Annotated in this window: 14 protein-coding genes; 10 read left to right on the plus strand and 4 right to left on the minus strand. The window is 66.6% G+C overall.

Annotated features, from left to right (window positions below; all coding sequences use genetic code 11):
- The first annotated feature begins 100 nt into the window (after window positions 1-100).
- The 3 genes from AC5P65_RS16170 to AC5P65_RS16180 are packed head-to-tail and all read left to right on the plus strand — an operon-like array spanning window position 101 to window position 2,465.
- Window positions 101-355, plus strand: a complete 255-nt coding sequence (locus AC5P65_RS16170; RefSeq protein ID WP_021204543.1) for a FeoA family protein — start codon at window positions 101-103, stop codon at window positions 353-355.
- Window positions 352-2,217 carry a ferrous iron transporter B gene (gene feoB / locus AC5P65_RS16175; protein WP_111098922.1) on the plus strand — a complete coding sequence of 622 codons (1,866 nt, stop codon included), beginning with the start codon at window positions 352-354 and terminating at the stop codon, window positions 2,215-2,217. Before AC5P65_RS16170 ends, feoB begins: the two co-directional genes overlap by 4 nt.
- A complete protein-coding gene (locus AC5P65_RS16180; RefSeq protein ID WP_021204545.1) occupies window positions 2,217-2,465 on the plus strand; it encodes a DUF6587 family protein in 249 nt (82 codons plus the stop codon). The genes feoB and AC5P65_RS16180 overlap by 1 nt, the downstream gene beginning before the upstream one ends.
- An 87-nt stretch (window positions 2,466-2,552) precedes the next feature.
- Here the strand turns inward: AC5P65_RS16180 and AC5P65_RS16185 are convergent, their stop codons facing one another.
- Complete coding sequence (locus AC5P65_RS16185) at window positions 2,553-3,014, minus strand: DUF4304 domain-containing protein (RefSeq protein WP_111098921.1); 462 nt, start codon at window positions 3,012-3,014, stop codon at window positions 2,553-2,555.
- Between the two features lie 217 nt (window positions 3,015-3,231).
- On the opposite strand from AC5P65_RS16185, the gene dapB reads away from it, so the two are divergent.
- The 5 genes from dapB (at window position 3,232) to AC5P65_RS16210 (ending at window position 10,163) form a co-directional block, all read left to right on the plus strand.
- Complete coding sequence (dapB, locus tag AC5P65_RS16190; RefSeq protein WP_111098920.1) at window positions 3,232-3,960, plus strand: 4-hydroxy-tetrahydrodipicolinate reductase; 729 nt, start codon at window positions 3,232-3,234, stop codon at window positions 3,958-3,960.
- 289 nt (window positions 3,961-4,249) lie between these two features.
- Complete coding sequence (gene carA, locus AC5P65_RS16195) at window positions 4,250-5,377, plus strand: glutamine-hydrolyzing carbamoyl-phosphate synthase small subunit (protein WP_031270821.1); 1,128 nt, start codon at window positions 4,250-4,252, stop codon at window positions 5,375-5,377.
- Between the two features lie 148 nt (window positions 5,378-5,525).
- Window positions 5,526-8,768 (plus strand): carbamoyl-phosphate synthase large subunit, encoded by a 3,243-nt coding sequence (gene carB, locus AC5P65_RS16200; RefSeq protein WP_111098919.1) that lies wholly within the window; start codon window positions 5,526-5,528, stop codon window positions 8,766-8,768.
- Between the two features lie 8 nt (window positions 8,769-8,776).
- Entirely contained in the window at window positions 8,777-9,241 is a 465-nt protein-coding gene (greA, locus tag AC5P65_RS16205) for a transcription elongation factor GreA (protein WP_026347191.1), read from the plus strand.
- 4 nt (window positions 9,242-9,245) lie between these two features.
- A complete protein-coding gene (locus tag AC5P65_RS16210) occupies window positions 9,246-10,163 on the plus strand; it encodes a hypothetical protein (RefSeq protein ID WP_019661463.1) in 918 nt (305 codons plus the stop codon).
- A gap of 112 nt (window positions 10,164-10,275) precedes the next feature.
- On the opposite strand, the gene AC5P65_RS16215 is transcribed toward AC5P65_RS16210, so the two are convergent.
- On the minus strand, window positions 10,276-11,316 hold the full coding sequence (locus tag AC5P65_RS16215; protein ID WP_111098918.1) for a DUF1176 domain-containing protein: 1,041 nt from the start codon (window positions 11,314-11,316) through the stop codon (window positions 10,276-10,278).
- Window positions 11,317-11,474: 158 nt separating this feature from the next.
- On the opposite strand from AC5P65_RS16215, the gene recJ reads away from it, so the two are divergent.
- Together recJ and AC5P65_RS16225 are read left to right on the plus strand one after the other, a co-directional pair.
- The gene (gene recJ, locus AC5P65_RS16220; protein ID WP_111098917.1) at window positions 11,475-13,232 is read left to right on the plus strand and encodes a single-stranded-DNA-specific exonuclease RecJ; all 1,758 of its coding nucleotides are present in this window, start codon (window positions 11,475-11,477) and stop codon (window positions 13,230-13,232) included.
- A 144-nt stretch (window positions 13,233-13,376) separates the two neighbouring features.
- Window positions 13,377-16,286 (plus strand): DUF2135 domain-containing protein, encoded by a 2,910-nt coding sequence (locus tag AC5P65_RS16225; RefSeq protein WP_495215735.1) that lies wholly within the window; start codon window positions 13,377-13,379, stop codon window positions 16,284-16,286.
- A 110-nt stretch (window positions 16,287-16,396) separates the two neighbouring features.
- Here AC5P65_RS16225 and AC5P65_RS16230 read toward each other — a convergent pair whose 3' ends face one another.
- Window positions 16,397-17,554, minus strand: a complete 1,158-nt coding sequence (locus AC5P65_RS16230) for a hypothetical protein (protein WP_495215736.1) — start codon at window positions 17,552-17,554, stop codon at window positions 16,397-16,399.
- A 324-nt stretch (window positions 17,555-17,878) separates the two neighbouring features.
- Window positions 17,879-19,078, minus strand: a complete 1,200-nt coding sequence (locus AC5P65_RS16235) for an acyltransferase family protein (protein ID WP_111098914.1) — start codon at window positions 19,076-19,078, stop codon at window positions 17,879-17,881.
- Window positions 19,079-19,249 lie beyond the last annotated feature (171 nt).

A 19,249-nucleotide genomic window follows, 5' to 3' on the forward strand; every position in this document is an offset into this window, starting at 1 on the left:
ATACCTGTATGGATCATAGCGGGCCATTGGTCATGGGCCATGACGCGACGCGGGAATGTTAGAATCGAGAACCATTTACATCCAGCAGAGAACACGCTAGATGACGCTGTCCGAACTGCCGCTGCACACCTCGGCCGTGGTCGAGTCCGTGCAGGACCTGCACGCCAACGATGCCATCGCCCGTCGCCTGCGCGAGCTGGGTTTCGTCAATGGCGAGGAAGTGCGCCTGGTGGCCAAAGGTCCGGTGGGGGGCGAGCCGCTGCTGGTGCAGGTCGGGTTCACCCGGTTCGCGCTGCGGATCAGTGAGGCCAAGCGCGTCGTGGTAGACGCCAACCGCCAGGAGCGACGCGCATGAGCGCTTCCGCTGCCACCGCCCCGCTGCGCATTGCGCTGGTCGGCAACCCCAACAGCGGCAAGACCGCGCTGTTCAACCAGCTGACCGGCAGTCGGCAGAAGGTCGCCAACTACACCGGCGTCACCGTAGAGCGCAAGGAGGGCCGCCTGCGTGCGCCGTCCGGCCGTGAATTCGCGGTGCTTGATCTGCCGGGCGCCTACAGCCTGCATCCGGCCAGCCTGGACGAGGCGATCACCCGCGACCTGTGCCGGGGCTTCTACCCGGGCGAAGCCGCGCCGGACGTGCTGCTGTGCGTGATCGACGCCACCAACCTGCGCCTGCACCTGCGCTTCGCGCTGGAACTGCGCGAGCTGGGCAAGCCGATGGTGGTCGCGCTGAACATGGTCGACGCCGCCCAACGCCGCGGCATCCAGGTGGATGTGGCCGCGCTGGAACGCGAGCTGGGCGTGCCGGTGGTGGAGACCGTGGCGGTGCGCAAGCAGGGCGCCAAGGCCTTGGTCGAGCGCCTCGATGCGATGGTGCCGCACCTGGATGCGCCGGTGCCGGGCCCGGAAGGTGGCATCGACTACCACGCCAAGGTGCGCGAGATCCTTTCGGTCGCCGTGCGCATGCCGGCGCGAACCGCGAAGATCGACGACGCGCTGGACCGCTGGCTGCTGCACCCGGTGTTCGGGCTGATCAGCCTTGCGGTGGTGATGTTCCTGATCTTCCAGGCGGTGTATGCCTGGGCGACGCCGTTGATGGATGGCATCGAGGCTGGCTTCGCCTGGCTCGGTACTCTCGTTGGCAGCGTGTTGCCGGAGGGTCCGCTGGCCAGCCTGCTGACCGACGGCATCATCGCCGGTGTCGGTGGCGTGGTCGTGTTCCTGCCGCAGATCCTGATCCTGTTCTTCTTCATCCTGGTGCTGGAGGAATCCGGCTACCTGCCGCGCGCGGCGTTCCTGCTCGACCGCATGATGGCCGCTGCCGGCCTGTCTGGCCGCTCGTTCATCCCGCTGCTGTCCAGCTTCGCCTGCGCGGTGCCGGGCATCATGTCCACGCGCAGCATCCAGGACCCGCGTGACCGCCTGGCCACCATCCTGGTCGCACCGCTGATGACCTGTTCGGCGCGCCTGCCGGTGTACGCGCTGCTGATCGGTGCGTTCATTCCGCAGAAGACCGTGTGGGGCGTGTTCAACCAGCAGGGCCTGGTGCTGTTCGGCCTGTACACCGCCGGCATCCTCAGTGCGCTGGCGATGTCGTGGATCATGAAGAAGTGGCGCCGCGACAAGAGCGAGCATCCGCTGATGCTGGAGCTTCCGTCGTACCGGCTGCCGCATGCGCGCGACCTGGCGGTGGGGCTGTACGAGCGCGGCATGATCTTCCTCAAGCGCGTCGGCGGCATCATCCTGGCGCTGACCATCCTGCTGTGGGTGCTGCTGTCGTTCCCAGCGGCGCCGGCGGGCGCCACGATGCCGGCCATCGACTATAGCTACGCCGGCCAGATCGGCCATGCGATGGCGGTGTTCTTCGCACCGCTGGGCTTCAACTGGCAGATCTGCATCGCGCTGATCCCGGGCCTGGCCGCGCGTGAGGTGGCGGTGTCGTCGCTGGCGACGGTGTATGCGCTGTCGGCGGCGGATGACGATGCGGCCAGCCAGGCACTGACCCCGTTGATCAGCGATGGCTGGTCGCTGGCCACGGCCCTGTCGCTGCTGGTCTGGTACATCTACGCACCGATGTGCATCTCGACGCTGGCCACCATCAAGCGCGAGACCAACTCGTGGAAGCAGATGGGCTTTGCCGCGTTCTACCTGTTCGCCGCAGCTTACGTGGCGGCGCTGATCACCTACCAGGTGACCAGGGCGCTGGGAGGTGGCTGATGGATACCGGGCTGCTGATCCAGTACCTGATCATCGCGGTGGCCGTGCTGGTCAGTGCCTGGGTGGTGCTGAAGAAGCAGTTCCCCGGCACGGTGCGCAAGCTGCGCGGTGCCTTGGCGCTGGCCCTGCTGAAGCCGGGCCGCGCGGCCTGGGCGCAGGCGCTGGGGCGGAAGATCGCGCCGCCTGCCAGCGGAGGTGGCGGTGCCTGTGGCGGTTGCGACAGTTGCGGGCCGACCAACAAGAAGTAGCGTCGAGCCATGCTCGACGGCGGCTGTGCGGCGGGTGCGAACTTTCGGCCTGTGGGTGCGAACCTTGGTTCGCACGCATTCCGGGGTTCAGACCTCTTTGCGGATGATCGCGCGAAAGCGTCCCTCCTGCTGCATCCGCCGTACCGAGGCGCGATTTCCATGGGTCGCTGCGAAGCCCGCCACGTCGGCAAGGGCATTGAGCAGCAGGCGCTTCATCGCGTTGCGATCGCCAGCATCGAGCAGGTCATGAAGATCCTGCTGGGTGAAAGCCCGGCGCAGGCCTGGCGTCTCTTCGATACGCCAGTCGACATGCGGCGTGGGGATGCTGGAGCGGTACCTGAAAGCCGTTTCAAGATCGTCGGGCGTGAGGGGGTGCAAGAGCAACTCTGGAAAGTAGAGTCCAGCATTCACATAGAAACCGCGGCTTTCGCTGGCGCGTTGGTGATTCACGACAAGCAGGGCGTCATCCAGCAAGCGGTAGCGGGTGGTCGTGGTCCCGGCATAGCCGGTCTTCCTGGCGCACTTGCTGAAGACGGTCGCGGATTTCATGGGCGTTGCCTGGACCGGAAGAGGGGACCACAGCCTTGAGTGGCCGCGTTTCTGCGTCCAGTGGTAAACGCGACATCTACGGTGTCGCATGCGCTCCGCCTGGTGCGGTCAAGCGAGGCGTACCCAGGGAGGAACGAGCATCCATTGCGCGGAAGGTCACCCAGCGTCGCAGTGACGGCGCTTGCCGGAGCAGGCGTGCTGCCGCTAGCCTGCAGGCATGAACCAGACTCCCCTGCGATTGCTCATTCACGGCGCCTCCGGGCGCATGGGCCAGGCCCTGCTGCGGCTGGCCGCCGAACATCCCGAAACCCTGCAGATCGTGGCCGCCGTGACCGGCCGTGCGCCGGCGCAGCGCGTGGTCGACGGCGTGCCGTTCTTTGGTGCCAGCGAACTGTCCGGTGCGCCGGTGTTCGACGTGGCCATTGACTTCAGCCTGCCGGAGGGGTTCGACCCGATGCTGGCGCTGTGCCTGGAACGCGGCGCGGGGCTGGTGTCGGGTACCACCGGCATCTCCGGCACGCAGCGGCAGGCGCTGGATGCAGCAGCGGCGAAGATCCCGTTGGTCTGGGCGTCGAACTTCAGCCTGGGCGTGGCGGTGCTGGACGAGCTGGTGGAGCGCGCCGCGCAGGCGCTGGCCGGCTGGGACTGCGATATCGTCGAATCGCACCACACGCAGAAGAAGGACGCACCATCAGGCACCGCGCTAACCCTGGGCGCGGCCGCGCAGCGCGGCGGAGCGGAGCCGCATTACGCGAGCCTGCGTGCTGGCGACATCGTAGGTGAGCATCTGGTGCAGTTCACCGGGCTGGGCGAGCGCATCGAGCTGGTGCATAGGGCCACCAACCGCGACATCTTCGCCCGCGGTGCGCTGTTCGCCGCCCGCCAGCTGCAGGGCCGGGCCCCGGGCACCTACCGGGTGCGCGATCTGCTGGACGGGCCGCGTTAACCGGTAGCGCCGGGCCGTGCCCGGCGTCGGTGTCGGTTTCGCCGGGCATGGCCCGGCGCTACCAGCGGGCGCCGCATACGCCGCCGGATTGAAATGAATACGCAATCGCCTGTTCATGAAGCGCGATAACCGCTGGCGCGAGCGCCCCGGCAGCGTTACAATTCGCACTCGCCGAATCACGAAAGCCGGACCGGTCCCAGACCGCACGTCCGCGCTTTTTTGCAACCGGATTTCCGTGAAGCGCAGGCGTGACTTCGGCAGCCCCCTCGGTAGCCAAAGTGAGATTCCCGTGACCCAAGCCGCAATCCTCGTCCTCGAAGACGGCACCGTATTCGAGGGCGAATCCGTAGGCGCGCCCGGCCTGTCCGTCGGTGAAGTGGTGTTCAACACCGCCATGACCGGCTATCAGGAAGTATTGACCGACCCGTCCTACGCCCGGCAGATGGTCACGTTGACCTATCCGCATATCGGCAACACCGGCATGACCGACCAGGACGATGAAGCGTCCAAGGTATGGTCGGCCGGTCTGATCGTGCGCGACGTCCCGCGCCGTCCCAGCAACTGGCGCAGCCAGCTGTCGCTGCAGGACTGGCTGATCCAGCGGGGCGTGGTCGCCATCGCCGGCATCGACACCCGCAAGCTGACCCGCATCCTGCGCGAGAAGGGCGCGCAGAACGGTGCGCTGATGGCCGGCGACATCGACGTGGAAAAGGCACTGGAAGCCGCCCGCAAGTTCCCGGGCCTGAAGGGCATGGATCTGGCCAAGGTCGTCACTACCGAGAAGACCTACACCTGGACCGAGGGCCAGCTGGACCTGGATGCCAATGCTTTCGTCAGCGTGCCGGCCCGGTTCAAGGTCGTGGCCTACGACTTCGGCGTGAAGACCAACATCCTGCGCATGCTGGCCGAGCGCGGCTGCGAAGTGACCGTGGTGCCGGCGCAGACCCCGGCCGCCGAAGTGCTGGCACTGAAGCCGGACGGCGTGTTCCTGTCCAATGGCCCGGGTGACCCGGAACCGTGCGACTACGCCATCGACGCGATCAAGGCCTTCATCGACGTGAAGATCCCGACCTTCGGCATCTGCCTGGGCCACCAGCTGCTCGGCCTGGCCTCTGGCGCGAAGACCATGAAGATGGGCCATGGCCACCACGGTGCCAACCACCCGGTGCAGGACCTGGACAGTGGCCGGGTGATGATCACCTCGCAGAACCACGGTTTTGCGATCGATGAAGCAACCCTGCCGCCGACCCTGCGCGTGACCCACCGTTCGCTGTTCGACGGCACCAACCAGGGTGTCGCCCGCACCGACGTGCCGGCGTTCTCGTTCCAGGGCCATCCGGAAGCATCCCCGGGCCCGCACGATGTCGGTCCGCTGTTTGACCGCTTCGTGGCGCTGATGGAGCAGGCCAAGGCGTGATCAGTACGCCGCCGGCCTGCCGGTGGCGTCGCGATGGACCGTAAACCCCGCATCGCTGCTGCCCCTGGCGCGGCGCTGCGGATCAAGATTCCTGATCGACAGCGTGCGATCACCCCCCTTGTCACGCTGTACTGACTTAGAGAAGAAAATGCCCAAGCGCACTGACCTCAAGACCATCCTCATCATCGGTGCTGGCCCGATCGTCATCGGCCAGGCCTGCGAGTTCGACTACTCCGGCGCCCAGGCCTGCAAGGCCCTGCGTGACGAGGGTTACCGCGTGGTGCTGGTCAACAGCAACCCGGCCACGATCATGACCGACCCGGAGATGGCCGACGCCGTCTACATCGAGCCGATCAACTGGCAGACGGTCGAGAAGATCATCGCCAAGGAAAAGCCCGATGCGCTGCTGCCGACCATGGGTGGCCAGACCGCGCTGAACTGCGCGCTGGACCTGGCCGACAACGGCGTGCTGGAGAAGTACAACGTCGAACTGATCGGCGCCAAGCGCGAAGCGATCCGCATGGCCGAAGACCGCGAGCTGTTCCGCGTGGCCATGGGTGAGATCGGCCTGGAATGCCCGACCGCCGCCGTCGCCCACACCCTGGACGAAGCGCTGGAGATCCAGACCCGCGTCGGCTACCCGACCATCATCCGCCCCAGCTTCACCCTGGGCGGCAGCGGTGGCGGCATCGCCTACAACCGCGAAGAGCTGGTCGAGATCGTCAGCCGTGGCCTGGAACTGTCGCCGACCACCGAAGTGCTGGTGGAAGAGTCGGTGCTGGGCTGGAAGGAGTTCGAGATGGAAGTGGTCCGCGACACTGCGGACAACTGCATCATCGTCTGCTCGATCGAAAACCTGGACCCGATGGGCGTGCACACCGGTGACTCGATCACCGTGGCCCCGGCGCAGACCCTGACCGACAAGGAATACCAGCGCCTGCGCGATGCCTCCATCGCCGTGCTGCGCAAGATCGGCGTCGACACCGGTGGCTCGAACGTGCAGTTCGGCATCAACCCGAAGACCGGCCGCGTGGTCGTCATCGAGATGAACCCGCGTGTGTCGCGTTCCTCGGCGCTGGCCTCCAAGGCCACCGGCTTCCCGATCGCCAAGGTCGCCGCCAAGCTGGCCGTGGGTTACACCCTGGACGAACTGAAGAACGAGATCACCGGTGGCCTGACCCCGGCCTCGTTCGAGCCGTCGATCGACTACGTCGTCACCAAGATCCCGCGTTTCGCCTTCGAGAAGTTCCCGGCCGCCGACGCTCGCCTGACCACCCAGATGAAGTCGGTGGGCGAGGTGATGGCGATGGGCCGTACCTTCCAGGAGTCGGTGCAGAAGGCCCTGCGTGGCCTGGAAACCGGCAAGGTCGGCTTCGACCCGACCGGCCTGGACCTGGCCAACGAAGACGACCTGCAGACCCTGCGCCGCGAGTTGAAGGCGCCGGGCCCGGAGCGCCTGTTCTTCGTCGCCGACGCGTTCCGCGCCGGCATGAGCGTGGAAGAGATCTACGCACTGTCGTTCATCGACCACTGGTTCCTGGACCAGATCGAGGAAATCATCGCTGCAGAAGGCGAAGTCGCTGCCGGTGGCATCGACGCGCTGGACGCCGCACGCCTGCGCAAGCTGAAGCGCGCTGGCTTCTCCGATGCGCGCCTGGCGCAGCTGACCGGCACCAATGAAGCCGCCATCCGCGCGCTGCGTCGTGCGCACAAGGTGCGCCCGGTCTACAAGCGCGTGGACTCCTGCGCCGGCGAGTTCTCCACCGGTACCGCCTACCTGTACTCGACCTACGAGGACGAGTGCGAGGCCGCGCCGAGCAACCGCGACAAGATCATGATCCTGGGTGGTGGCCCGAACCGCATCGGCCAGGGCATCGAGTTCGACTACTGCTGCGTGCATGCGGCACTGGCGCTGCGCGAGGATGGCTATGAAACCATCATGGTCAACTGCAACCCGGAAACCGTGTCGACCGACTATGACACCTCCGACCGCCTGTACTTCGAACCGCTGACCCTGGAAGACGTGCTGGAAATCGTCGATCTGGAGCAGCCGAAGGGCGTGATCGTGCAGTACGGCGGCCAGACCCCGCTGAAGCTGGCGCGCGCGCTGGAAGCCAACGGCGTGCCGGTGATCGGCACCAGCCCGGACTCGATCGACCTGGCCGAAGACCGTGAGCGCTTCCAGCAGCTGGTCGACAAGCTGGGCCTGAAGCAGCCGCCGAACCGCATCGCCCGCAACGACCAGGAAGCCCTGCTGCTGGCCCGCGAGATCGGCTACCCGCTGGTGGTGCGCCCGAGCTACGTGCTGGGCGGCCGTGCGATGGAGATCGTCTACGGCGAAGCCGACCTGGCCCGCTACGTGCGCGACGCGGTGAAGGTGTCCAACGATTCGCCGGTGCTGCTGGACCGCTTCCTCGACAACGCCGTCGAGTGCGACGTCGACATCATCGCCGACAAGGATGGCAACGTCCTGATCGGTGGCGTGATGGAGCACATCGAAGAAGCCGGCGTGCACTCGGGCGATTCCTCCTGCTCGCTGCCGCCGTACTCGCTGTCCGCTGAAACCCAGGCCGAGCTGCGCCGCCAGGTGGTGGAGCTGGCCAAGGCCCTGAATGTGGTCGGCCTGATGAACACCCAGTTCGCGATCCAGACCAGCGACGAAGGTGCCGACACCATCTACCTGCTGGAAGTGAACCCGCGTGCCTCACGCACCGTGCCGTTCGTGTCCAAGGCCACCGGCATGCCGCTGGCCAAGATCGCCGCGCGCTGCATGGCCGGCAAGAGCCTGGCCGAGCAGGGCGCGACCAAGGAAATCGTGCCGGACTATTACTCGGTGAAGGAAGCGATCTTCCCGTTTGCCAAGTTCCAGGGCGTCGACCCGATCCTCGGGCCGGAGATGCGCTCCACCGGTGAGGTGATGGGCGTGGGCCGCAGCTTCAACGCCGCCTTCGCGCGTGCGCAGGAAGCCGGTGGCATCAAGGCACCGCCGGTCGGCAAGGCCTTCGTTTCGGTCCGCGATCCGGACAAGAAGCGCGTGCTGCCGGTGGCCAAGGCGCTGCTGGCGCGTGGCTACAGCCTGGTTGCTACCCGTGGCACTGCCGCGTGGCTGCAGCAGCACGGCATGGACTGCGAGATCATCAACAAGGTGGTCGAAGGCCGTCCGCACATCGTCGACTCGATCAAGAACGGCGAGATCGTCTACATCGTCAACACGACCGAAGGTCGTTCGGCGATCAACGACTCGTTCTCGATCCGTCGCGAGGCGCTGCAGCATCGCGTCACCTACTCGACCACCATTGCCGGCGCCAAGGCGCTGGTGGATTCACTGGAATTCCGCGGCACCGGCCCCGTCTGGTCGCTGCAGGAGCTGCACAAGGAGTTGAATGCATGAGAGCCCCCATCACGATGAAGGGCGCGCAGAAGCTGCGCGACGAACTGGATCACCTGAAGTCGGTCAAGCGCCCGAAGGTGATCGCCGCCATCGCCGAAGCGCGTGAGCATGGCGACCTGAAGGAGAACGCCGAGTACCACGCCGCGCGCGAGGAACAGGGCTTCATCGAAGGCCGCATCAAGCAGCTGGAAGGCGAGCTGTCGCACGCCGAGATCATCGACGTGAGCAAGCTCAACGCCGGCTCCAAGGTGGTGTTCGGCGCCAGCGTGACGCTGGCCGACGTGGAAACCGACGAAGAGAAGAAGTACCAGATCGTCGGTGACCTGGAAGCGGACATCAAGCTGGGCCTGATCGCGATTTCCTCGCCGGTGGCGCGCGCGATGATCGGCAAGCTGGAAGGCGATTCGATCGTGATCGACGCCCCGGCCGGCCAGCGCGAGTACGAGATCGTCAGCGTCAGCTACGTGGACTGACCACGTGGCGACGGCGACCCTGCTGTTGCCTGCACGCAGCCGCTTTGCCGCGGCTGCGCTGCCGGACGATGTGGCGCGTGCGCTCGGCCGTGCCACGACCGTGCAGGTCGCGCCGGGCGAACGCGCGCAGCTGACGCGCCATTTTGCGGTTGCCGCGCCGCACTGGCCGGTGGCCGCGTTGACCCGCCAGCGTGACGTCGGTGATGCCGCCGGCGCCAGCTGGCTGCGTGCCGATCCAGCCTGCATGGTGCCGGACATGCACGGGGCGCGGATGATGGCCTACGGCGAAACGCTGCGGCCGACCCTGGCCGACAGCCTGGCGTTGCTGCCGGTGCTGCAGCCGTTGTTCGCCGATGCCGGATTCGTGCTCGACGCACCCGATCCCTCGCGTTGGTACCTGCGGCTTCCGATCGACCTGGCCCTGCCGGATTTCGACAGTCCGGACGAGGTGCTGGGCGATGACCTGTTCTCGCACCTGCCGGAGGGCGAGGGCGGCCGTCGCTGGCGGGCGCTGATGACCGAGGCGCAGGTGCTGCTGCACAACCATTCCTGGAACCAGCAGCGCGCCGCGCAGGGGCAACAGCCGATCAATTCGCTGTGGTTCTGGGGCGGTGGCGTGATGCCGGTGTCGGTCAGCACGCCGCACGCACAGGTGCGCAGCCGCGATGCCCTGCTGCAGGGCCTGGCCCTGGCGGCTGGCGTAGCCGTCGATGGCGAGCAGGCGGTGGATGCACTGGTCGACCTGCGCCAGCTGCGTTCCCTGCAGCAGCTCGGCAACGATGCGATCCGTCCGCTGCTGGCCGCGCTGAAGCGCGGCGAGCTGCAGCGGCTGGTGCTGGATTTCGAGGACGGCCTGCAGTTCCAGCTGGATCGCGGACAGCGCTGGCAGTTCTGGAAGAAGCCGCGCCAGCTTCACGACTGATCGGGGCTCGGCCGAGCGGGGTCGGATCCGTTTTCCATCGGAAACGGCGCTGACCCCCAGGGTTTGCCGGGGTTGCCGGCCAGCGGGCGGCACTATCGCAGGTAGCGGCGCCTCAACGGACCTCGCTGACCACCGTCGGCAGTGTCCAGTGCCCGCCGAGCATATTGCGACACTGGCCCGTCGTGAAATCGCTGCTCTTCACGAAGCGCTCCCCGTCCCACACCCAGTCATTGGCGGAGATGCAATCGCCGACACCGCGGCCTCGGGAGCGGCCTCGCAGCGTAGCGTCATCGCGGTCAAAATCTTCGGCCAGGTTGGTGACAAAGATCGCCTGGTACGGCGATTTGTCTCGCACCACCCAGTAGGCGTTGCTCATGTTGTAGGCACCCACGAAGCAACTGGTGCTTGCCAGTACATGCTGGGCGTCCAGTCGCTGGATCTCGATCTCATCTGTCCCGCCATCGCTCAGGCGGCCGCACTCATCCGGCTTCGGCAGGCTGGCGATCAGCGCCTTGCGCAGGCCCGGTGCCTTGGCCAGTGCCGCGTCCGAGGCGCGCGATGCCACGAGCGTGCCGCGCACGATCACTGGCACCGGCAACGCCGCAGGCACGCTTGCTTCGGGCTTGTCGCCACGCCGTACCAGCGCACCGGGCGTTCCCAGCCGGCCCTGGGCCTCGTCCATCTTCAGCAGTACGGCCGCTGCACCGCTGTCGGAGATCGGCCACGCCTTGCCCTTGCCGTCGATGATCTCGATGCGTGCCTGGCGCGGCAGTGCGGCGACCAGTGCATCGGTCTGTGCCTGCTGCAATAAAACTTTTTCCCCGTCGCCCGTGTCGCGCACCGGGCCCAGGTCCTTGCCGTTCAGGCGCAGGCGCAGCGCCCCGGTCGGCGTCGGGCTTTCGCCATTCTCGCCATTGCGCAGCCGCGCGAGCACCTTCGTACCCGGGCCGCCGGCGCGCTCCAGCATCAGGCTGAGCAGGTTGCCGGGTTGTTCCGGACTGTAGCCGGCGGCGCGACAGGTGCGGGTGTTGTCACAGGCCAGCGACCAGTCGTTGTGTTCGAATTCGACCCCGGGCCTGGGCTCAGGCGTGGCGGAGTGGGCGGCCGGCGCCACGGTGAGTGCCATCAGCGCGGTCAGCAGGGTGCGGGTCATGGATGGAAGTCCGTTCCAGGGCAGGCAAGCATGGAAGATGCGGTCGTGAAATCCAAATGCTGCTGGCTGAAGAGCCAAGGTGCCTCGTCAGCAGCGGCAGCCGACTGGGAGAGTGGTGCACGTTATGATGTGCAGGTCTTTCGTAACCGGCGATGCCGATGTCCCTTGCCGCCGATGCTGTGCAGCCCGCCTCTGATACGCCGATGATCCGCCGCCGCGATGCGGTCGTACCCGGCAGTTGGCCGGAGGGCACGCTGCCGCTGCTGGCGCGTCTCTATGCCAGCCGTGGCGCAGGTACACCGGAGTTGGCGCAGCCGAAGCTGGGCAATCTGCACGCGCCTGAGCTGCTGACCGGCATCGATGATGCGGTGGGTCTGCTGATCGAGGCCATCGCCAACGACAAGCGCATCCTGGTGGTCGGCGATTTCGATTGCGATGGCGCCACCGCCTGTGCGGTCGGCGTGCGCGGTCTGCGCATGCTCGGTGCGCAACACGTCTTCCACGCGGTGCCGAACCGCATGGTGCATGGCTATGGCCTGTCACCGTCGCTGGTGGAAGAGCTGGCCGCGCTGCAGCCGGACCTGCTGGTCACGGTCGATCACGGCATCGCCTGCCATGCGGGCGTGACCGCGGCCAAGGCGCGGGGCTGGCAGGTGCTGGTCACCGACCATCACCTACCCGGGCCGCAGCTGCCGCCGGCCGATGTCATCGTCGATCCCAATCTCGACGGTGATGCCTTCCCCAGCAAGTCGCTGGCCGGCGTCGGCGTGATCTTCTACGTGCTGATGGCGCTGCGCCGGCACATGCGCGAGGCCGGCGTCTTCGCCGATGGCAAGGGGCCGGACCTCACCACGCTGCTGGACCTGGTGGCGGTCGGCACCGTCGCCGACCTGGTGGCGCTGGATCCGAACAACCGGGCACTGGTCAGCGCGGGCCTGCGCCGTCTGCGCGCGGGGCAGGGCTGTGTCGGCCTGCGAGCGCTGATCGAAGCCAGCGGCCGTGACGCGGCGCGGCTGACCGCCACCGACATCGGCTTCGCACTCGGCCCACGCCTGAACGCGGCGGGCCGGCTGGAAGACATGGCGCTGGGCATCGCGCTGTTGCTGACCGAAGACCCGCGCCAGGCGCGGGAGATCGCGCAGACGCTGGAGCAGATCAACTCGGAACGGCGCGCCGTCCAGCAGTCGATGACTGACGACGCCGAGCAGGCCTTGACCCGCGTGGTGCTGGACATGGCCGGTCAGCGACCGGTCGCGGCCTGCCTGTTCGATGCCGACTGGCATCCCGGTGTGGTCGGCCTGGTCGCTTCGAAGATGAAGGATCGCCTGCATCGCCCGGTGATCGCCTTTGCCCCGGCCGAACCGGGCGCCGACACCCTGCGTGGCTCGGCGCGCTCCATTCCCGGCCTGCACATCCGTGACGCCCTGGCGCTGGTCGATGCGCGCCATCCGGGCCTGATCGAACGCTTCGGTGGCCACGCCATGGCGGCCGGCCTCAGCCTGCGGCGTGACCACGTCGATGACTTCAAGGCCGCCTTCGTCGCGGTGGTGCTGGAAATGCTCGATCCGGCGGCACTGCAGCAGCAGGTGCTCAGTGACGGCGAGCTGGCCGCGGACGAGCTGGACCATCGCCACGCCGACGCGTTGCGCTTGGCCGGACCTTGGGGCCAGGGCTTCCCCGAACCGTTGTTCGACGGCTACTTCGAAGTGGCCAACTGGCGCGTGCTGAAGGAGCGCCACCTCAAGCTGGAGCTGCGCCTGCCGGGCGTACCCGGCACCATCAACGCCATCCATTTCGGCGGCTGGCACGGTAACGCGCCATCACGTCACGTCCACCTGGCCTACCGGCTGGCCTGCGACGACTATCGCGGCGGCAGCGCCATCCAGCTGATCGTGGAGCACTGCCTGCCCGCATAGAAAAAGGGGACGGAGGGGATTAAGCCGCTTTTGCCTTGTATGCCAATTGCGACTTAATCCCCTCCGTCCCCTTTTTGGGGGGGCGCCAACCCCATTACGGTTGCTGGTGCGTTCAAAGGTCCACGATCCCACTGGAGCCCGGTCATGGTCTTCGCCCGTTGCTGCACTGTGTTGTTGTTGGCCCTTGCGGCCTGGCCCGCTGGCGCACAGTCGCCGACGATCTCCCGGCCGCAGGCCGCCACGCCGCTGCTGATCGCGCCGGCGGCTGAGCAGCCGGTTCAATTACGACACGCCCGCATCGAGGGCGAGGTGCAGGCCGGCATCGCTCAGACCCGGATCACCCTGGAATTCCATAACCCGAACCGGCGCGTGCTGGAGGGTGAGCTGCAGTTCCCGTTGGCCGATGGCCAGCAGATCAGCGGCTTCGCGCTGGATATCAACGGCGAGATGCGTGACGCGGTGCCGGTGCCCAAGGACCGCGGCCGCCAGGTGTTCGAGGAGATCGCCCGTCGTGGCGTCGACCCGGGGCTGCTGGAACAGACCGCCGGCAACCAGTTCCGCCTGCGCATCTACCCGCTGCCGGCCGGTGGCAGTCGGCGCGTGCAGCTGGTGATGCGTGAGCCGTTGGCCTTCGACGGCCAAGGCTGGCAGTGGACGCTGCCGCTGCAGTTCGCCGCCGGTGCAGCCTCGGTTGAACTGAAGCTGCAGGCCCCGGGCGCGACGGCCGCGGGTACGGCGCCCTTCCGCATCAGCGCGGGCCAGCTGCTGTGGCAGGGCAAGGGCACGCAGCTGCCGTCGCAGCTGCAGTGGAGCCTGCCCGCAGTACGACAGGCACAGGTGCAGGTAGCGCCCTGGCAGGATGGCAACTACCTGCTGGCGCAGCTGCCGGCGCCGCTCAGTCACGGGCCGCGCACGCTGCCCAGCGACGTCGGGCTGCTGTGGGACGGTTCCGGCTCGGCGGGTCAGCGCGATCGCACACGTGAGTTCGCCCTGCTGGATCGCTATTTCGCCGCGCTGGGTGACGGCACCGTGGCGTTGACCGTGCTGCGCGATCGCGCCGAACCGGTGCGGCGATTCCGTATCCGCGCGGGCAACTGGAGCGAGCTGCGCGCAGCACTGCAGGCGGTGCGCCCGGACGGTGCCAGCGCGCTGGCCCAGTGGCAGCCGCAGTCGAGTGTGAAGGAGTACCTGCTGGTCAGCGATGGCCTGCTGACCTACGGCTCGGAGCAGCTGCCGACGCTGGCGCCGGATCAGCGCCTGTTTGCGGTCAGCAGCGCCGGCGCGCGCACCGATGCCGTGCGACTGCGGGGTTGGAGTGAGGCGCATGGCGGTCGCTTCGTCGCGCTGGGCAAGGATGTCGATGCGGCGGCGCACGCGTTGCTGGCATCGCCGCTGGATGTGCAGGTCGATGCGGGACGCGGCGTGCAGGATGTAGTGATCGATCGGCGCAGTGAAGCCGACGGCTGGCTGTGGCTGCACGCACGACTGGCAGCCGACGGTGTGCCGATGCGGGTGCGCGTTGGCGACGGTGAGTGGGAAGCGCTGCCAGCGACGCAGAAGAGCAAGGACGGTGAACTGCTGGCCGGTTTGTGGGCGCAGGCGCGCCTGCAGCAACTGGCCGTCGACCGCCGCGGCAACCGCGAGGCCATGCAGCGCCTGTCGCAGCAGTTTGGCCTGGTCGGGCCGGACACCTCGTTGATCGTGCTGGAGACGCTGGAGGACTACCTGCGTTATGCCATCCGTCCGTCCGGCAAGCTGCGCGCGGACTACGACGCGCGGTTCGCACGGCAGGTGACAGACCGCGCCGCTGCTGATCGCCAGCGCCTGGATGAAGTGGCGGCACACTGGAAGGAGCGCCAGCAGTGGTGGAACCGTAGCTGGCCGAAGGGAATGCCGCCGCAGGTGAAGGGTGGGGCACTGGAAGTGGCCTCCGCGGACTACGCGATGGAATCGGCGCCGGTGGCGATGCTCGCCGCGCCGGCCCCTGCGGCACCGCCCGCCCCGGCCCCGATGGCCGCCGCCGAGCAGCGCATGGAAGCCAGCAGCGCGCGTGCACGTCGCTCGGCGCCTGCATCGAACAAGGCCCTGGATTCAATCACGGTCACGGGTGGCCGTGTCGCTGCGCCCGCTGCCGCCAACGAGGGCGAGCTCGGCATCCAGCTGGCGGCCTGGCAGCCAGACTCGGCCATCGCCCGGCGCCTGCGCCAGGGCCCGCCGTCGCAACTGTATGACCGCTACCTGGCCGAGCGCGATGCCCACGCCGACAGCAGCGCATTCTTCCTGGACGTGGCCGACCTGCTGCTGGCGCAGGGTCAGCGCGACCTGGCGCTGCGTGTGTTGTCGAACCTGGCCGAGATGGACCTGGACAATCGCCACCTGCTGCGCGTGCTCGGCTATCGGCTGATGCAGGCCGATGCCCCCGCGCTGGCGGTGCCGGTGTTCGAGCAGGTGCTGGCGATGGGCCAGGAAGAACCGCAGAGCTTCCGCGACCTCGGCCTGGCACTGGCGGCGGCCGGCAAGCCGCAGCAGGCGCTGGCGCCGCTGTACCAGGTGGTGGTGCGGCCGTGGGACAGCCGCTTCGATGGCATCGCCCTGATCGCGCTGGATGAGCTGACCAACCTGGTGGCCGGCAGCACGCCCCGGCTGGATACCACCAGCATCGACCCGCGCCTGCTGCAGGCGATGCCGCTGGACCTGCGGGTGGTGCTGTCGTGGGATGCCGACAACAGCGACATGGACCTGTGGGTGACCGACCCGAACGGCGAGCGCGCCTACTACGGCAACCGCCTGACCTACCAGGGCGGGCAGATGTCGCAGGACTTCACCGGCGGCTATGGTCCCGAGCAGTTCTCGCTACGCAATGCCAAGCCGGGCAAGTACAAGGTGGAGGCGAACTACTTCGGCAGCCGCCAGCAGCTGGTGACCGGTGCGACAACCCTGATGCTGCGCCTTACCACCCATTGGGGCACGGCCAAGCAGAAGGACCAGATGGTGACGATGCGCCTCAAGGATCGCGCCGAAACCGTGTTGGTGGGCGAATTCGAGGTGCGTTGATCACTCGGACGCCCCTGTGGAGTCGAGCTTGCTCGACTGCCTCAATGTAGAGCCGAGCCCGCGCTCGGCTCATGGCAGAAGCAGCCGAGCGTGGGCTCGGCTCTACACTGCTATTTTCCGCGCATCCAAGCGTCTAGTTGTCTGGCCAGCGTGCGATTCTTGTGGGCAGACGCAACCGAATCCGTGCCTGGAACCAAATTGATACCCAGGCTTGTACTTATCTGCTTGACCCATTCGGGAAAGTGATCAAGCGTGGCGCCGATGATTGGCGGCAACTGGAAGTCGTTGCTGGTGGGTGTGTCCCGGTAGGCGACGTAGGAGCCATCACCCGAGGTCAGGTTGATTGACCAAGGGCTGTCAGGCCAACTGTTGAGGGTCAGGCTGATCCGAGGATGCCCGCTCTCGCTGCTGTACTCGCCGTCCTGATAGAGGGTGATTCTGGCGCTCCAGTCTCGGATGTTCTGCACGCGCCAACCCTGGCGCTGCACCAGCCGGACAGCGTCCCCCGCCATGATCCGCATGTCATGCAGTTGCGCCAGATTTTCACAAAGAGCGGCGTACTCGGTGTTCTCCGCGCAGTGTGGTCGGGCGGCTTCGGCAGTCAGGTAAAGCACGGAGAGCGCGTGGCTTCGATCTCCGTCTCCAGACCACTTCCTGACCATCAGGTCATGTGCCATCTGGATGCGCGTGTCCTCATTGAGTTGTGCAATGAGTGCCATGCCCCAATAGAGGATTGGCCCCATTTCCTTGATATCGTGTTGCAGGGATCGGCCGGCTTCGAGAATGATCGGGGCCGACGAGCGGAATGGAAGGAATTTTTCGACCTTCTCTCGCTGGGCATGGAACGATTGGTACTTCCTGCAATGCTCCACCAGACGGGTGCGCTGTTTCAGATCCGCTGCATTTGCAACCGTGCCACTTGGCAGCTCGCCATGCTCGTTGAAGCCGAAGCAGAACAGGTGCTCGAGGCTGCGGCTGGCTTGGCGCGTGTAGTAGCCCACCGGGAGCTTTGTGAGTTCCAGATAGGCTGCAACAAGGGTGGGAAAGTCTCTCTCAGGGAGTCCGGCGACCTTCCAGTCACCCACGCGCAGCCAGTGGAAGTAGAAACGTTGCAGCAGATCCCCAGACAAGTGGCGACCTGCTTTCGGTGCAAGTGCTCCGAGTTGGTAGTGATAGCTCGGGTAAATGTCGCCTTGACATTCCTCAGCAAGCGCAGCTTCTTCCGAGTTAACAAAGGCGACCAGCAGATTGAAGTCGGATTGATCCATTGCAGCGTTCCCGGCAAAAAGTGCCTTCCGTCGAAAAGGCGACTTCCTACACTGGCAGGGCGCTGTTGAGCTTCCAATGCGAATAGTTGCAAATGCCATGAACATGCTGCGTATCCGTTGCCCGTACGAGGTCCCGTGGGGAGTCCCCAGCATCGATGCTGGTCTATCAGCCAGCCAGCACGTCAGCCAAGACGCGCCGGCGCTGGTGCGTCCGTGACAGTGTCATCAGTAGTGGCCAGCCAGAAGTGGATTGCCGGCCGGTGGACGTGTAGAGCCGAGCCCATGCTCGGCTCAGGGCAGAAGCAGCCGAGCGTGGACTCGGCTCTACAACCGCGCAGCGTGTGCAACCGGCCACGCTGGCGGATTCGCACGCAGGCCGAACAGCGGCCGCAGCCAGCGCACGCGACGGATCAGCAGTTCGTGGATCAGCAGGCAGCCGCCGACGGTGCCGCCCAGCAGTAGCGACGGCTCCAGCCAAGAACCCAGTTGCAATGGCTTGAGCCAGAACAACAGCACGATGATCAGGCTCTGGTGCAGCATGTACCAGGGATAGATTGCCTCGGTGCAGTACGGCAGCCAGCCAAACGGGCGGTCGAGGAAGACCTTGCCCCAGCCGAGGATGGCCAGCAGCGCGGTCCAGACATACACCGACTGGCTGGCCCTGCCCTGCAGGTCCCAGAACGTTTCAGGCCATTGCCGCAGCGAGGAGTCAGCCGGCAGCACCTGACCGAGGATGCGCAACCCCAGATACCAGCCGACCGCCGCCAGCGCCAGCCACAGCGTGGTGCGGCGCAGGAAGACCACACGCTGCCAGAACACCGGCTCGCGACCTAGCAGGTAGCCGGCCAGGAACACTGTCGCGTACTTCGCGTGCTGGTACCAGTCGCCAAGCAGGGCATTGGTGGACGGATAGACCGGCTCCAGCCAGATCACCCAGGCCAGCAGCAGCGCAGAAGGAATTCCGATCAGCAGTATCGGCGAGGCGGCGCAGAACGCGATCGCATGGCGCACCACGGCCGTTCCCAGCAATGGCATCAGCAGGGCCAGGGCCAGCGTGTAGTTCCACAGATAGGCCAGGTACCACAGGTGGTTCCAGGTGATGCCGTATTGCCAGCCTGCGAAACTGCCTTCCGGCCACGGCCGCACCTGCCAGTAGCGCAGCAGGAAATGTCCGAAGCCGGGCGCAACATGACCGTTGGCCACGCCCTCGCAGTAGGGCTGGATCGGCACGATCACGAACATGCCGAACAGCAGGGGCAGCAGCAGCCGCCACGTGCGCAGGCCGGCAAAGCGCAGCAGCCTGCCTTCCGGCCGCATCAGCGCGATGGCGATGCCTGAAATCAGGAACAGCAGCGACATCCGCCAGCGGTTGACGAACAGCATCGGCCACTGCAGCCATTCGGCGGTATGCACGCTCTTGAGGTGGAAGCCCCAGTCGTCCACATAGGCCATGGCGGTGTGGTAGAGGATCAGCAGGGCGAAGGCGAACACGCGCAGGGCGTCGATGTCGTGGCGTCGGGTCATGGTGGTGGTGTGCCGGAGAGTCGACCCAAGGTGACGCCGCCCGGTCCGTGCAGCGACTGCCAAGGGGCTGCCGGAACCCGCGCAGTGACCAATGGCGGGGGTGGTGTGACCAATGGAGCCGCTACCCTTTGGCCATTGAGGCAGGCTGGAGCACCGCAACGACATGGATGC

The sequence above is a fragment of the Stenotrophomonas sp. YJH_SMC_48-3 genome (genome assembly GCF_059369375.1).